Below are 14,074 nucleotides of genomic sequence, written 5' to 3' on the forward strand. Positions count from 1 at the left end.
CGGCTAGCTGCCGCTGGACGCATAGCGGCGCAGGCCCAGGCGCCACACGCCGAACGCGAGCCCCAGAAAGACAAAGCCCGCCAGGGGCGAGACGGCGCCCACCCAGGCGGGCGCGCCCAGCGGATCGGCGCGGCCCAGCACCCACAGTGCGGGGTAGTAGGCCACGCAGGCCAGCGGCACGCCGAAGGTGAGCAGGCGCCTGAACCACCGCGCGTACAGCGACATGGGGTACTGCCCCGCCTCCACGCCGCCATAGGTGAACACGTTGGCGATCTCCAGGCTCTCCACCGTCCAGAAGGCGAGCGCACCCTGCAGCACCAGGATGCCCAGGAACAGCGCCACGCCGCCCGCGACGGCGAACACGGCCACCGCGATGGCGGCCGGCGTCCAGTCGATGCCCGCCTGCACGCTGCCGAAGGCCAGCACCAGCACGGCCTGCAGCAGCCGGCCCAGTCGGCTCAGCCGCAGGTCGTGCCCCATGAGCTGCAATGCCACCGGCCTCGGGCGCAGCAACAGCCGGTCGAACGCGCCGGTGCGCAGCAGCTCGGTGCCCAGCACGTCGAAGCCGCGGCCCAGCATGTCGGCCAGCGCGAACATGGCGTGCACCAGTCCGTAGAACAGCGCCACCTCGCCGAGACGCCAGCCCTGAAGGCTGCCGAAGCGGTCGAACAGCGCCCAGATGCCGACGACCTCGATGCCCGTGGCCAGGAACTGGCCGGTGGTCAGCATCAGCGCCGATGCGGGATAGCGGGCCTGGCCCGCGATCGAGGCCGCGGCGAAGCGCAGGAACAGGCGGGCGTTGCCCATGGAACGGCTGCGTGCCATGGCCTCAGCCGCCCTGCACTTCCAGGCGTGCGAAGGCAGCCTGCAGCGCCCACCGACCGGCGGCCGCCAATGCCGCGATCCAGAAGACCTGCAGCAGCAGACCGCCAACTGCGTCCGCGCCCGCCCACTGCCCGAAGTAGATCCGCGCCGGGATGTCCAGCAGCCCCGCCAGCGGCTGCAGCAACAGCCAGCGCTGCCAGCCGTCCGGCAGCAGCGCCAGCGGCACCAGGTTGCCCGACAGGAGGATCACCACGGGCAGCGCCAGCATGTTGATGCCGCGGGCATCGAGCGCTGCCACGGCGGCCACGTTGAGCAGCATCACCAGCGCTGCCGACAGCAGCAACGCCAGCAGCATCGATACCCCGAAGGCCGCCCCTGCCGCGATGCTCACGGGCGGGCGCCACGACCAGTCGCCCCAGCCTGCCAGGGGCAGCAGCAGCGCCGCGAAGGCGGCCATCAGCGCCAGGCGCGGCAGCACTCGCGCCGCGATCCAGCCCGCGCTGCGGACGAACCACAGCCCGTAGGCGTCCACCGGCCGCAGGCGGTCGTAGGCGACGGCACCGGTGCGCACCGCCTGCGCCACCTCGGGGTCGCCCGCCCACGGCAGCAAGGCCAGCAGCCCCTGCGCGAGCCAGGTGTAGGTGACGGCCTGGGCGAGCGGCATGGGCGCCGCGCCGGCCGCGTAGAAGGCCGCGAGCACCATCACCTTGATGCCACCCCACCAGCACTGGGTGGCAAAGCCGGCAAAGGCCGCGGTGCGGTACTGCAGCATCTGCAGGAAGCGCGAGACGAAGGCCGCGCGGTAGGGCCGCAGCGCGCGGCCATCCGGCACCGATCGGCGGTCGCTCATGCCTCGGCCGCGCCGTGCAGGGCGTAGAAGCGGGCGATGACCTCCTCGATCGACGGCGACTCGATTCGGATGTCCTCCACCGCATGGGCAGCTGCGATGCGGGCGATCAGGTCGGCCGCGGGCGTCTGCTGCGGGTCGAAGCGCAGCACCAGCGTGCGTCCCTCCCGCGCCGCGACGGGCGTACCTGCGAGTTCAGTTCCGTCCGGCGGCGTGCCGGCAAAGTCCACCACCAGGCGGCGCTCGGCCAGCACCTGCCGCCGCACCGCCTCCACCGGGCTGTCGGCCAGCACGCGGCCATGGCCGACGATGATGACCCGCTGGGCCAGCGCCTCGATGTCGTGCATGTCGTGCGTGGTGAGCAGCACCGTGGTGCCACGCTCGCGATTGGCCCTGCGCACGAAGTCGCGCACAGCGAGCTTGGAAGGCGCATCGAGGCCGATGGTGGGCTCGTCCAGGAACAGGATGTCGGGCCGGTGCAGCAGCGCCGCGGCGATCTCGGCACGCATGCGCTGGCCGAGCGAGAGCTGGCGCACCGGCTGGCCGAGCACGCCCTCCAGGTTGAGCAGCGCCACGAGTTCGTCGCGCGTGCGGCGGTAGTCGGACGCGTCCACCCGGTAGATGTCGCGCAGCAGGTCGAAGCCGTCTTCCACCGGCAGGTCCCACCACAGCTGGGTGCGCTGCCCGAACACCACGCCGATGCGGCCCACATGCGCTGCGCGCTCGGCAAAGGGATCGCGGCCGTCGATGGTGATGCGTCCGCCATCGGGCCGCAGGATGCCGGCGAGCAGCTTGACCGTGGTGGACTTGCCGGCGCCATTGGGCCCAATGAGCCCCAGCAACTCGCCGCGCTGCAGCGAGAAGGAAACGCCGGCGAGCGCCTCCACCGTCCGGTAGCGCCGCCGCCAGAGGCCGCGCAGTGCCCCGCGCAGGCCCGGATCGCGCTCGGCGATGCGGTAGACCTTGGTGAGGCGGTCGACGTGGATATGGGCAGTCATGGGGGCGTGTCCGCACGGCGCAGGCGCCTGCGATGCAGAGGCCACGGCCGTGGGGGGCGCGATGCTATCCGATGGCCTGGGTGACGGCATGCGACGGCGGCGGCCCTTTCGCGCCCGCTTCGAGCCAGGCGATCTTGCGGTCGAGGAAGGCGAGCATCGCCTGCAGCGCGAGGGCCCTGCCGCGCAAGGTGTCGCGTTGCGCGGTCAGGGCCTTGAGCATCCGCGCGTGGCCGCTGCCTGAATGCCGCTCGCCGATGAGCAGCTTGATCTCCGGGAGCGAGAGACCCAGGGCCTGGCCCGCCTGGATGGCCGAGAGCCGGCGCATGTCGGCTTCCGTGAACTCCAGATAAGGCCGCGACCCGCCGGCGAGCCCGGTGCGCGGCGACAGCAGGCCTTCCCGCAGGTAGTGCCGGACGGTCGTCGGCTTCACCCCTGCGCGGCGCGCGAATTCAGCGATCCACATCGGTCGTGCTCCCCATGTTGACTATGCATCCAACTGCATAGTTATAACCCTGGCCATGAACCATGCGACGCCCCTTCTCCTCCTTCCCGGGCTGATGAACGATGCCCGGATCTGGAGTCCGCTGACGACCGCCATCGCCGGAGAGCGCACCGTGCACGTCGCACCCACGCACCTGCACGACCGCATCGCCGAGTCGGCCCGCGACGCGATCGCGGCCATGCCCGCCGGCGCATTCGCGGTCGCTGGGTTCTCGCTGGGCGGGTACGTTGCGCAGGAGGTCTGCCGCCAGGCGGGCAGCCGCATCGCCGGGCTGTGCCTCCTGGACACAGGCGCCCGCGCGGACACCGAGGAGGGGAAGCAGGTCCGGCAAAGGATGATCCAGGCCGTGGAAGGTGCCGAAGGCGCAGCCACCGCCACCTTCGGCCAGCTCGCACAGGGCTTTGCCGCAAGGATCGTTCACGCGTCGAGGTTGCAGGACCGCGAACTGCTGAACCTGCTGTTCGACATGGCTTCGACCGTGGGAAGCCAGGGCTTCGTCCGGCAGCAGCGGGCGGCCATGGACCGGGCGGACACCCGTGACCTGTTGCCTCGCGTGCACGTTCCCACTCTCGTGGTGTGCGGGCGTGAAGATCAGATCACGCCCTTCAGCCTGAGCCAGGAGATGGCGTCACTTCTGCCGGACGGCGAGCTGGTGGCGGTGGCCGAGGCGGGGCACATGTCGATCCTGGAGCAGCCGGCGGCGGTGGTTGCGGCTTTGGTGCGGTGGCTGGGGCGGATGGACGGTGCGGCGACGTGCCGCGCCGACAGCATGAGCTCGGCTGCGGTTGGTCCGGACCAGCCATTCGTTTGAGCGTTTTGATTTTCCGCTTTGCAGGGGAGGCCGACCGTCGGGCTATTCTCTTGACCCGCCGGTTCCGGCCAACACCCGCCATTCACGCAAGCAAAGCACATGCACCAGCTCGACCCGCTAATGAAGCTCGAAGCCCTGCTGATGAAGTCCGACGTAGACAGCTCGGACTGGAACGAGTACGAGTATGAGGACGGTGAACGCCTTTTAAGCCAGCTTAGCGATGGGGACCGTGCATTGCTACTTCGCTCCGCTGCAACAAAGCCGACCAACTGGCGCGGGTGCTTGGTCAGTATCCTCCGGCCGTCGATGGTCGACGAAGGCGACCAACTCATCAGCGCATTGTGGGATACGGATGAAAACGTGATGAGCGAGGCGGTGTTCAGGATCTACTTCTACTGCGGCTTTATCGACTCCGCCAGAAAGGGCGTGTTCGAGGATGCGCGACGCCGAGTTGGCCCATTTTGGGATCGAGTCCGAGCGGACAAGCGCGTGTTGGAGCGACTTGAAAGTCTTGCGCGAAGCAATGTGGGGGCGGCCCATTGGAGAGTGCTTTGCGGCACTGCAATGACAGAAGTCGGGTGCGAGTAGGCTAGCCCGTCCGCAAGGATCCAGCCGACTGCCTCCGAGCGGAGCGAACTTCGGCTCTGGGCCCTTAGCGGACGTTCGGCTTGCCGAAATACTCGGAGTAGAAGTCAACGGCATCCTCCCAATCATCCTCGAACGCCATGAGGTAGTGTCGGAATGCAGGCTCCCTCCGCCAATCATTTGCAGCAATCGCAGCGCGCCGTTCTCTTTCAAATGCCGCTCGGACGCCAGGAAGCCGCAGCGCGTGCATGCACACCTCGATGAATTCCGGTGGCGCGTGACCGGGCAAGCATACGAACTCTTGCTCGAATTCCGCAAGGCGCTCCGGGTGACTGCGCACTAATGCGATCGCCTCCGCAGCATACGGAAGCACCTCGTCGGCTCCGAAGTTCCCGTGCCGATCACTCAGCGCAAGCGCAAGTTCTCTAAGTCGAGCAATTGGGTCCATACGGATGTCTGCTTTTGGCCGGGCGCGGCCGCTTAGTCTTCAAGCCAGTCCACTTGAACCTTGCCCAACTCAACGGTGAAACCTGCCATGACCTCTTGAACTTCCTTGGGGTTGACTACGGGGCGAGGGAACGGACCGGCAGCCTGCGCAAGCGCCGGGTGGTCCTTTGTCGCGAGTTCGCAAGCTCGCGAGAACGCGGCGGTGGCGTCTTCCGCTTGCACGAACCCGCTCAACTCGAAGGCCCGCTCCTTGCCGTTGATGACAAAGCCTTCGCCCTCGCCGTAGACCTGCCAAACCTTCATAGATTTACCCATTTGCTGGGTGTCCGCTCCTGGCCGTACGCTGTCATACAGCATCCGGGCCCAAATCGCCTGATATCTGACTTCCGCGAAGTTCGCGCCGCTGTCCCATCGGTTCTGCGCTTCGTTGGCCAAGCATGCTTAGAGGCTGACTAGCGCCCGGGCTTTCCTCACGTAGGCGCCGAATGGGAGCACCTCTGCTATGGCCCCTCACTGCGGCCCGCGACGCGCTAGCAGCATAAATTCCACACCTTGCGCGCGCACTGATTGCATGTCGAAGTGCGCCAGGCTGGCTTGGCCCAGCAGCGATGCGCAATCTGCGCAGGCGATGGCCGGCACGTTCTTGAGCTCGAATGGGCCGACCCTCATTGATTCGATGACGATGCCTCTCGCCAGCGCCACCCTGCCGTCGGCCGTCCTCATGTTCACCTGCGGCTCAGTCACGCGATAGACCGCCTTCGTCTCACGCAGCACCGTGTCGCTGAGGCTCGTCCGGCTGGCACCGGTGTCGACCATGAAGGCTCGCGGCTTGCTGGAGCCGAGAGTTACCGGCGCGAAGAAGTGGCCACTGAAAGCCGGTAGACGCAGCGCCGTGCGCTCCACGTTCTTCTCAGGCTCGGCCTGCTCGATGGCTGTCTCTATGGAAATCCGCTGCGCCACGAAGTACGGCCGCCCGCCCTTGGCTTCCAGCTGGTTGTCGTAGGCCTGCAGCAGAGACAGCGCCTCGTAAGGCCGATTTGTCTTGAGCAGAAGGCTGGCCAAGTGCCCTCTGACGTCCACCAGGCTCGGCGCCACGGACAGCGCCTTGTATGACCATTCGATGGCATCTCCTGTGTGACCAAGCTTATCGTGGCTGTCGGCGTAGAACGCGAAGAGGTCGTATGCGCCTGCTCCGAGGTCCAGCGACCTCTTCAGGTGAACGAGGGCCTCCTCGTGCTTGTCGCGCAGATTCAGAACCATACCCAGGCGTGCGGCGCCGACGGCATCATCAGGTCGAAGCCGCACGTATTCGCGCCAGCTTGCCTCCTGGCAGCGCAGATCGCGCAACTGAACACATTTGTTGGCCTGAGAGCGGAGATCCTCTGCAGTCAAGTTGTCCCTGTTGAACCAACGCTCCGCGTAGCCGCGGGTCACGAGCGTGCTTACCCCAGAGACCGCAAGCAGCACAGTGCAGCATCCGACGAAGACCTGGAGGCTTGTGCGCTGGCTCGGGTAGTCGCTCCAGAGCGAGAAGATGGCGACCCCTCCGACCGGCAGTAACAGGGCGCCAAGGCCGACGCCGAACGCGTAGGGCAGCGAAGCCCTCTCGGGAAGGTGAAAGGCGAGGCCAAACCAGACCAGCAACACGGCCAGCACGATCGCGATGGTCCACAGCGGCGCGCCCGCCGTGCGTTCGCGCAACCGATCCTGCTTGACGAACCCCGGCTCGTCATCGACGGGCGGCGCGGCCCGCCCCCTGGACAGTTCCGGGACATGGTGGAGCGCCTTCCAGGCCAATCGCCCTTCGCGCCAGACCTGCGTGTTCAAGCTGATGGTTCTCGCCTGGAGGAGCTCTTCGAGTTGCGCCGCGGACACTGGGCCGCCTCTGTTCTCGCCTTCGGCGTACCACCAGACCTGTTCGGCTTCCTCAGCAACAGGGATGGCGGCCATGGCAGACGCCGTCCGCGATGGCAAGGAAGCAGGCGGGCCGGGCAAAGGCGCCTCTGCGAACACCGGGTCTTGCCGGTCCTCGAGCGTTTCCCGGCGCTCTGCTCGCGCGCGCAGGGACTTGAGCGGCTCTTGGTCCTCGGTCTGCTTGGCACCGCAGTAGGTATTCCTCACTCGCTCTGAGTTGGTGAAGTAGAGGTACCAGAGGAAGCTTGAAAAGAAGGCGCGCACTGTTTGTGCTATGTCCTCCCCTGCGCCGTTCACGTTCAGGAACGTCCAGGCAGCGCCCACGTCGCCCAGGTACATGACGAAAGGACTGATGGCAAGGTATCGCTTGGCATGTGCAACGCTGTCCGGCTCGAACCTCGTGCGCAGCCGGTTGGCCATCCAGACTTGCCAGCCGATGACGCCCAGCACCAGACACCAGCAGAACGCCTTGTACGGAACATAGCCTGGCAGTCCCAGGACGCCTGGCGTGCGGGTTTCAGCCGTTTCGAAGTTCCTGACGAGAGAGCCAATGCTGAGTAGTGGCGAAAGGACGAAAGAAACGACGAGGAAGAAGCCGAGCCAGCCTCCCGTCCCGTACAGCCTCTGGACCTCTGCCACCTTTGGCCGGGTCAGGCGCCCAACGACCCACGCGCACCCGGCCACGAACGCAATGAATATCGCAAGTGGCGCCAGAGAGCCGATCTGCTCCTTGGTCAATTTCCGCTCCTCAGTGTTTTATTAGTTCTGCAACCAGCCCACCTTCGATCTCTCGCCCTCGCGGGAGACGCGGGCCAACCTCGAGCAGGTTTTCGATGCGGCCGGCGAATGGCGGGCCCCGCCCCTGGTCAACGGTCGAGCGGATACTTCTGTCCTAAGTTGATGTTGCCACCTGTAGCTTATCCGCACACAGTCTTCTCTCCGAGATCAGTCTCATGACCCTGGGCTGCTGCCGGGTTCGTTGACACCGACTCAAGCTTGTTGAGCTTGATCGAACTGTACGAGACTGACGTAGTCACCGGAGGCCGCCATCATCGGGCACCCCACGCAACTTGCCGCCACCCATCTGGAGGAGTCAGTTGCGCGGTGGCTGACTATGATCACTATTCAGCGAGGGCGGGCACTTAGCGCTTTGCACCCATGAGCCGGCTCACCATCTTCTCGGCCTCGCCAGTTTGCCACTTGAAAGTCGCAGAGCCATCTTCCCACCGAGCGTGCCCTTGACACTCGCAACTATGCTGGGATTGCCATCGACGAGCACCGCCAAGAGGCCTCCCCTATTCCCGGCTGACCAATTTGCAAGCCTTGTGGTCGCATCCCTGTCGAAGGTGAGAAGCACTGCCGGCTCGTCGCAGTCCAGTACGGCCTCGGCAGACTCAACATCCGCAGTACTTGCGAGGCTGTCTTGGGCAAGCCAGAACTCCTGCATGCCGCTCACGTCTTGCTTCGGGTGAACTCGCCGGTAGTCTGGGCGGCCGGAACTACTGGCTGGTACCAATTCAACCGTCGACTGCGGTGGGCCAGCTCTGTGCGGCGAACCCCCTGGAACTCGCACAATGCCGCACGTTGACTCAGCGCTCGCCCCGTAGGTCAGGAGAAGGCTGAAGCACAGCAGCCCAATTGTTCTCGCTGTTCTGGTAGCAAAAATCATGACGTTCGCGAGTGTCCGCTTCTGGCCGAAAGCGGAAGTATGCAGCCGACTATCCGAACTTCTGCAATCAGTCGAGGCTGTGTGAAAACCCGGTTGGAGGTGACGAGCGGGTTGCGCTAATCGCGACCACGACATGGCGCTGCTGATCTGATGCGACGCGGTCCCCGTGTAGCCACGGCCCGCACAAGCCCCGGCCCACGTCTGCGATGAATCGTGCGCTAGGACAATTTGCCCAGTTCCCGCCAAACCCGCCGACGTATCCAATCTGCCCCATGGAATGGGTTCCCGTCGGCTTCATCACTCTGAAGGCGCTCGTCTTCTGCGCAACGATGTTCTTCGCCATCAAGTGGCATTACGAACAGGGTCAGGGCTTGAGCAGACGCGCGCTTCTGCTCACGGCCGGCAAGGTTGCGGCCATCTTCATTCTGGTGCTCGCGGCCGTGCTGCTCCTCACCTTCGGTGTGGCCCAAGCACTCGGCATGGAATTGACGTTGCCTTGAGGCAGGCACGGTGAAGACCGCGATCTGAAGCGGCCCATGCCAGGGCACCCGAGGAACTGGCTTTGCCAGGCCTCTGGGTGCGCCCCCCTCCAAGCCGAAGGCGCCAGGGAGGGGGGAGCCGCGAAGCGGCATGGGGGGTGCCTGTCAATACACCACGATCTTCCCCGTAGGCCGCGGGCTGTAGCAGTCGTTGTAGAAGTACTCGCCCTTCTGCGTGAAGGTGTAGCTGGCCGACTGCCCCGGTGCCAAGCGGAAGTTGAACGCCCCTTCGAAGAACTGCGTGGCGCAGTGCGTGTTGGGGTTGTCCGCCGGATTGGTGAAGGTCACCGTGGTATTGGCCGGCACGCGCATCCAGGTGGGCGTCATCGCGTTCACCGCGGTCGACTCGGTGGTGCCCGGCGCGTTGGTGGCGGTCTGTACGCGGCCCAGGAACACGGTGTTGGGCGTGGGCAGCGCGGTGCCCTCCACCGGCGAGCCGGAGACGGGCCGGCGCACCTCGGGCGGCGTGGGCGTGGCGGCCGGCGGCACAGTGCCGCCCACCTTGAAGGCCCACAGGTAGTCGCCGCGCGGCGCGGAGTTGCCGTACGGAATGCTGGTGCCGCCGGCATACACCGCGATGTACTGCTCGCCGTCGATCTCGTAGGCGATGGGGCTGGCGCTGATGCCCGAGCCGGTCTGGAAGCGCCACAGCTCGCTGCCGTCCTGAGCGTCCAGGGCCAGCAGATTGCCGTCGGGCTGGCCGATGAACAGCAGGTTCGACGCCGTGCTCAGAATGCCGTTGCCATGCGCCAGCGAGTACGGCATGGGCTTCTTCCACTTGACGAGATTGGTGCTCGGGTCGACGGCCACCACCGCGCCGGTCTGGTACTCGCCCGGAGGGCGCAGGCCGTTGCTGGACTCCGTGAGCGAGTGGGCTGCAGCCACGTAGCCCATGCCGGTGTAGACCAGCCCGGTGCGGGGGCTGAAGGACTGGTGGTTCCAGTTGGCACCGCCGCCGTGGCCGGGAATGGTGAGCACCGGCACGTCCCAATGCGGGTCGAACAGGCAACCGGTCACATAGTTGGGCACGGCGCGGTTGGGATCGCCCGGCACGGCGGTGCCCAGGGCCTGGTTGACCACGCAGGTCTCGGTCCAGGCGCCCTGGCGCGGGAAGGGCTGCGTGGGTGAGGTGGCCTGCCGCGCGTCCTGCTTGACCGGGATCTCGTCGATGCCCAGCGGCGCGCTGCCGTCGCGGCGGTCGAGGATGTAGTACATGCCCGTCTTGCTGCCGTAGATGACGACCTTGCGGTCGGCACCGTTGATCTTCACATCGGCCAGCACCGGCGACATGACGTTGTCCATGTCCCAGATGTCGTGGTGCACGGACTGGAAGTGCCACTTGTAGGCGCCCGTGTCCATGTCCAGCGCCACGATGGAGTTGGCGAACAGGTTCTGCCCCGGCCGCGTCGAGCCGTTCTGCGACGAGCCGCCGCGCACGTTGCCGAAGGTCCAATACACGGTCTTGAGGGCCGGGTCCACCGCCGGGTGGATCCAGGGCGTGGCGCCGGTGCGGTCGCTGTCGGGTGCACCGCCCCAGGTGTCGTAGCCCATCTCGCCGGCGCGGGGCACGCCCCAGAAGGCATTGAGCACCTTGCCGGTGGCCGCGTCGGCCGTGAAGGCGGCGCCGCGGTTGCCGTCGTTGGTGCCGATGAACAGGCGCTTGTCGTGGTAGACCAGCGCCACCTTCTGCACCGCGCCCAGGAAGGCCGCATCGGACGACGAGGTGGGGTACTGCTTGACGTAGACGACCTTGCCCGTGTCCTTGTCCAGGGCCACCAGCCGGTTGCCGCCGCCGATGGTGAAGACCAGGCCCAGGTCCTTGGCCACGGCGGCGCCGCGGCGGGTGATGGCACCGTAGGGCGTCGTCCACTTCCACTTGGTGGCGCCGGTCTTGCCGTCGACCGCGATCAGGTTGCCCTGCGCCGATTCGATGTACAGCACGCCGTCCACGGCCACCGTGGTGCTCTGGCTGTTGCCGCTCACGACGCCGCCTTCGACGCGGTTGACCCAGGCGCCGCCGAGCTGGCCGACGCGGCTATTGTCGATGGCACCCAGGCTCGTGTAGTTCTGGTTGCCGAGGTTGCCGCCCACCTTCGGGAAGTCCTTGTCGCCGGCGGTGCAGCAGTCGGACAACGCGGCGGCCGGGGCTGGCGCGGGCTGTGGGGCGGGCGTTGGCGATGGGGACGGCGCCGGGGTGGGCGCGGGCACGATGGGCAGCACGCCGCCGTTGTTCGAGTCGCCGCCGCAGCCGGCCAGCAGAAGGGGGGAACCGATGACGCCGGCGGAAAGCAGCACCGTCGCCAGGTGGGTGAGTCTCATGACGTTGTCTCCGAAGAATGCGTGAGGCAGAACGAGGCGCGGCCGGCAGATGCCGGCCGCGTGTGGCCCGGTCAGGGCGTGGTGCAGAAGGGCGTCAGGCCCATGGCCGACTTCACGCCCTGCACGATCAGCTTCTGGAAGAACTCCGAGCCCACGCCGGAGTAGTTCTCGGCGAAGGAGTCGCCGTTGTGGCCCAGCGATGTGACCCAGGCGCGGCCGCCGTCGTAGTACTGGCACCAGGCCACCGGATGGAAGCCTTCATGGCCCGGATGCGGCGCGGCCGTCAGGGGCTTGAGCGTGGAGGTGTCCACGGTCGCGAGGAACTTCACGTTCGTCGGAAAGGGCTCGAGGTTGTACCACTCGTCCTGGAAGGAGAAGCGCTTGGGCAGGTCCTTGGTGGACGGATCGTCCGCCACGATCAGCACGTCGCCGGCGCGGTTGGGGCCGTGGTTGTAGAAGTTGGCATTGCCCAGCAGGCCTTCGTAGTAGGGCCAGGTGTACTCGGCGCCGAAGGCGTTGTGCAGGCCCACGAAGCCGCCGCCGCGGCGCATGTAGTTGCGCAGCGCCGTACGGGCCGCGTCCTTGCTGGTGGTGACGGCGTCATTCCACAGCGTGTCGCGGTTGGGGCTGGCGAAGATCACTGCCTTGTAGTTGTTGATGCGGCCCGAGAGCACCGACACATCCTCGGTCCAGTCGGCGGTGATGCCCTCGGCCTTGAGCATGCGGATGAGGCCGATCTGCATGAGGTTGTCCGGATTGAGCGTCGGGTTGAGTCCGGCGGCCATCGGGGTGCCGAGATTGGCATGGCGTGGCCCGGCGGTGCGCGAGTAGATCAGCACGCGGTCGGGGGTAGAGGCGAAGGCGCCCCAGTCGTGGTAGCACTTGGGATTGGTGCCCCGGCACACGTTGTAGTACGTGTCGAAGCTATCGTCCTCGGGCTCGGCCGGCGCCGGATCGTCGGGCGGTGTGGTGGTCGGCGGTGTGGTGGCAGGTGGGCTGTTGCCGCTGGCGGGCGGGTTGTTGGCCGAGGCGGCGGCCAGCAGCGCAGCGGCCGCTGCGTTGTCGTTGCCACCACTGCCGCCGCCGCATGCGGCCAGCGCCAGGCCGAGGCATGCGGCCGTCGCGGCGCGCAAGAGTTGGGCATGGAAGAGGGTCAAGGTTGTCTCCTGGGTTTGCTGAGAAGGGCAGCCGGGGCGCGCAGGGGCACGCCCGGCCATGGCGCATCGGCGCCGGGCGGTGAAAGGGGTTGGGGAAAGGCGCGACGACGGACGGCCCGCACTTCAGGCGGGTCGGTCGGGAAATCGTGGGGGTGGGCAGCCGCGCGCACCCGGCGCGCTGCGTGCATGCATGGCGTTGGTCTCAAGGTCCGTCGTACGAAGGCGCAGGCACCTTCGACGCGGCCATCTGGCTGCGTTCACGCGTGTCTCCTGTTCTCTTGATGCTTCCCGTGTGGGCGCATCGTAATCAAACAGGAAAAGTTTTCCAAGAAAAAATGTTGTTCCGATTCGAGCCTCGGTGGCTGCTCAGAGCTGGCCGCGAATGGATGGGACGCCTGCGCACAGGCACAGGCACGCGCATGTCGTGGCGCGATGAAGGCAATAAGGGCGGGCGGATCGACCGGCGCCGCAGGCGTGGGCGCGCACGCGGCTCACAAGGAGCAGTTGCGCGACGGCGGGGCTGCGAAGCAGCGCCAAAGAGCCGGCAGGATGATCCGCGTGCGGCCTGCCTGCCGAGTGCCGGTGGCTCAGGCCCGGCGGCGGAACAGCGGCGAGGCGCCGCTGGCGCGTGAGACGTCCTGTGCGGTCTCCAGCAGCGCGGGGCCCAGCTCTTCCATGCGCTGCGGCGTCAGGCGCACGGCCGGCCCGGCGATGGTGATGACGCCGATGGCCTTGTCGCCGGGGCCGGCCACAGGCGCTGCCATGGCGGTCATGCCGGGTGCGAACACCTCGTTGATCATGCTGAAGCCGCGTTGGCGGGCGGCCTTCACATAGGTCATCACGGCCTTGATCGAGGTGGGTGCCTTGGGGCCGAAGTCCTTGGGGCTGCCCAGCCCGCGCCGCGCCACGATGGCCAGTGCCTCGTCGTCGCCCAGGGTCGACAGCCAGGCATGACCGGCCGCGCTGCACGACAGCTCCACCGACAGGCCCATGTCCGGGTCATAGCGCAGGCCGCGCGTGGCGCCCTGGGCCTTGGCGACGAAGGTCAGTTCCTCGCCATCGACCACCGCCAGCCGCACCAGCTCGCCCGAGGTCTGCGCCAGCTGCTCGAGCAGCGGCTGCGCCACATCCACGACGCCGGAGCGGCTGAGGAAGGCCAGGCCCAGGGCAGCGAGCTTGATGGTGATCTGGTAGTGGCCGTCGCGCTCGTCCTGCCGCACATGGCCGCAGCGCACGAGGTCCGAGAGGATGCGATGGGTGGCCGACAGCGGCAGCTGCAGCTCGCTGGCGAGCACCGACAGCGCGCAACCCTGAGGATGGTCGGCAAGGTATTCGAGCACCTTGAAGCTGCGTTCCATCACACCACTCATGTTTCGGCTCCCGGCCGACAGAGGTCGGCGATTTCTTGGACGGGCGCCACTGTACCAAAGCACCGAATAGATTTTCACTGTGGAAATTCTT

General features: G+C 66.8%; 14 protein-coding genes. 3 read left to right on the forward strand and 11 right to left on the reverse strand.

Annotated features, from left to right (window positions below):
* Positions 1-3: 3 nt before the first annotated feature.
* From ABIC63_RS07265 to ABIC63_RS07280, 4 genes are all read right to left on the reverse strand, one after another.
* The gene (locus ABIC63_RS07265) at positions 4-807 is read right to left on the reverse strand and encodes an ABC transporter permease (protein WP_354319225.1); all 804 of its coding nucleotides are present in this window, start codon (positions 805-807) and stop codon (positions 4-6) included.
* 22 nt (positions 808-829) lie between these two features.
* Complete coding sequence (locus ABIC63_RS07270) at positions 830-1,675, reverse strand: ABC transporter permease (protein WP_354319226.1); 846 nt, start codon at positions 1,673-1,675, stop codon at positions 830-832.
* Positions 1,672-2,670 carry an ABC transporter ATP-binding protein gene (locus ABIC63_RS07275; RefSeq protein ID WP_354319227.1) on the reverse strand — a complete coding sequence of 333 codons (999 nt, stop codon included), beginning with the start codon at positions 2,668-2,670 and terminating at the stop codon, positions 1,672-1,674. Before ABIC63_RS07275 ends, ABIC63_RS07270 begins: the two co-directional genes overlap by 4 nt.
* Before the next feature lie 64 nt (positions 2,671-2,734).
* Entirely contained in the window at positions 2,735-3,133 is a 399-nt protein-coding gene (locus ABIC63_RS07280) for a MerR family transcriptional regulator (RefSeq protein ID WP_354319228.1), read from the reverse strand.
* Positions 3,134-3,188: 55 nt separating this feature from the next.
* Between ABIC63_RS07280 and ABIC63_RS07285 the strand changes: the two genes are divergently transcribed.
* Together ABIC63_RS07285 and ABIC63_RS07290 are read left to right on the forward strand one after the other, a co-directional pair.
* Positions 3,189-3,983, forward strand: coding sequence for an alpha/beta fold hydrolase (locus ABIC63_RS07285; protein WP_354319229.1), 795 nt, complete (start codon positions 3,189-3,191; stop codon positions 3,981-3,983).
* A 99-nt stretch (positions 3,984-4,082) separates the two neighbouring features.
* Positions 4,083-4,571, forward strand: a complete 489-nt coding sequence (locus ABIC63_RS07290) for a hypothetical protein (protein ID WP_354319230.1) — start codon at positions 4,083-4,085, stop codon at positions 4,569-4,571.
* Positions 4,572-4,635: 64 nt separating this feature from the next.
* Here the strand turns inward: ABIC63_RS07290 and ABIC63_RS07295 are convergent, their stop codons facing one another.
* The 4 genes from ABIC63_RS07295 to ABIC63_RS07310 form a co-directional block, all read right to left on the reverse strand.
* Complete coding sequence (locus ABIC63_RS07295) at positions 4,636-5,016, reverse strand: hypothetical protein (protein WP_354319231.1); 381 nt, start codon at positions 5,014-5,016, stop codon at positions 4,636-4,638.
* 32 nt (positions 5,017-5,048) lie between these two features.
* Positions 5,049-5,450 carry a hypothetical protein gene (locus tag ABIC63_RS07300; RefSeq protein ID WP_354319232.1) on the reverse strand — a complete coding sequence of 134 codons (402 nt, stop codon included), beginning with the start codon at positions 5,448-5,450 and terminating at the stop codon, positions 5,049-5,051.
* Positions 5,451-5,525: 75 nt separating this feature from the next.
* On the reverse strand, positions 5,526-7,667 hold the full coding sequence (locus tag ABIC63_RS07305) for a retroviral-like aspartic protease family protein (protein WP_354319233.1): 2,142 nt from the start codon (positions 7,665-7,667) through the stop codon (positions 5,526-5,528).
* Between the two features lie 430 nt (positions 7,668-8,097).
* Positions 8,098-8,376, reverse strand: coding sequence for a hypothetical protein (locus ABIC63_RS07310; protein WP_354319234.1), 279 nt, complete (start codon positions 8,374-8,376; stop codon positions 8,098-8,100).
* Positions 8,377-8,870: 494 nt separating this feature from the next.
* Here ABIC63_RS07310 and ABIC63_RS07315 point away from each other — a divergent pair, with 494 nt between their 5' ends.
* Positions 8,871-9,098, forward strand: a complete 228-nt coding sequence (locus tag ABIC63_RS07315; RefSeq protein WP_017757993.1) for a hypothetical protein — start codon at positions 8,871-8,873, stop codon at positions 9,096-9,098.
* Positions 9,099-9,242: 144 nt separating this feature from the next.
* On the opposite strand, the gene ABIC63_RS07320 is transcribed toward ABIC63_RS07315, so the two are convergent.
* The 3 genes from ABIC63_RS07320 to ABIC63_RS07330 all read right to left on the reverse strand — a co-directional run bounded on the left by ABIC63_RS07320 (position 9,243) and on the right by ABIC63_RS07330 (position 13,983).
* Positions 9,243-11,456: an outer membrane protein assembly factor BamB family protein gene (locus tag ABIC63_RS07320; protein ID WP_354319235.1), complete on the reverse strand. Its 2,214-nt coding sequence runs from the start codon at positions 11,454-11,456 to the stop codon at positions 9,243-9,245.
* 71 nt (positions 11,457-11,527) lie between these two features.
* Positions 11,528-12,613, reverse strand: coding sequence for a ThuA domain-containing protein (locus tag ABIC63_RS07325; protein ID WP_354319236.1), 1,086 nt, complete (start codon positions 12,611-12,613; stop codon positions 11,528-11,530).
* A gap of 587 nt (positions 12,614-13,200) precedes the next feature.
* Positions 13,201-13,983, reverse strand: a complete 783-nt coding sequence (locus ABIC63_RS07330; protein ID WP_294372256.1) for an IclR family transcriptional regulator — start codon at positions 13,981-13,983, stop codon at positions 13,201-13,203.
* Between the last annotated feature and the right edge of the window lie 91 nt (positions 13,984-14,074).

The organism is Pseudacidovorax sp. 1753, assembly GCF_040544975.1.
Classification (GTDB): Bacteria; Pseudomonadota; Gammaproteobacteria; order Burkholderiales; family Burkholderiaceae_C; genus Xenophilus.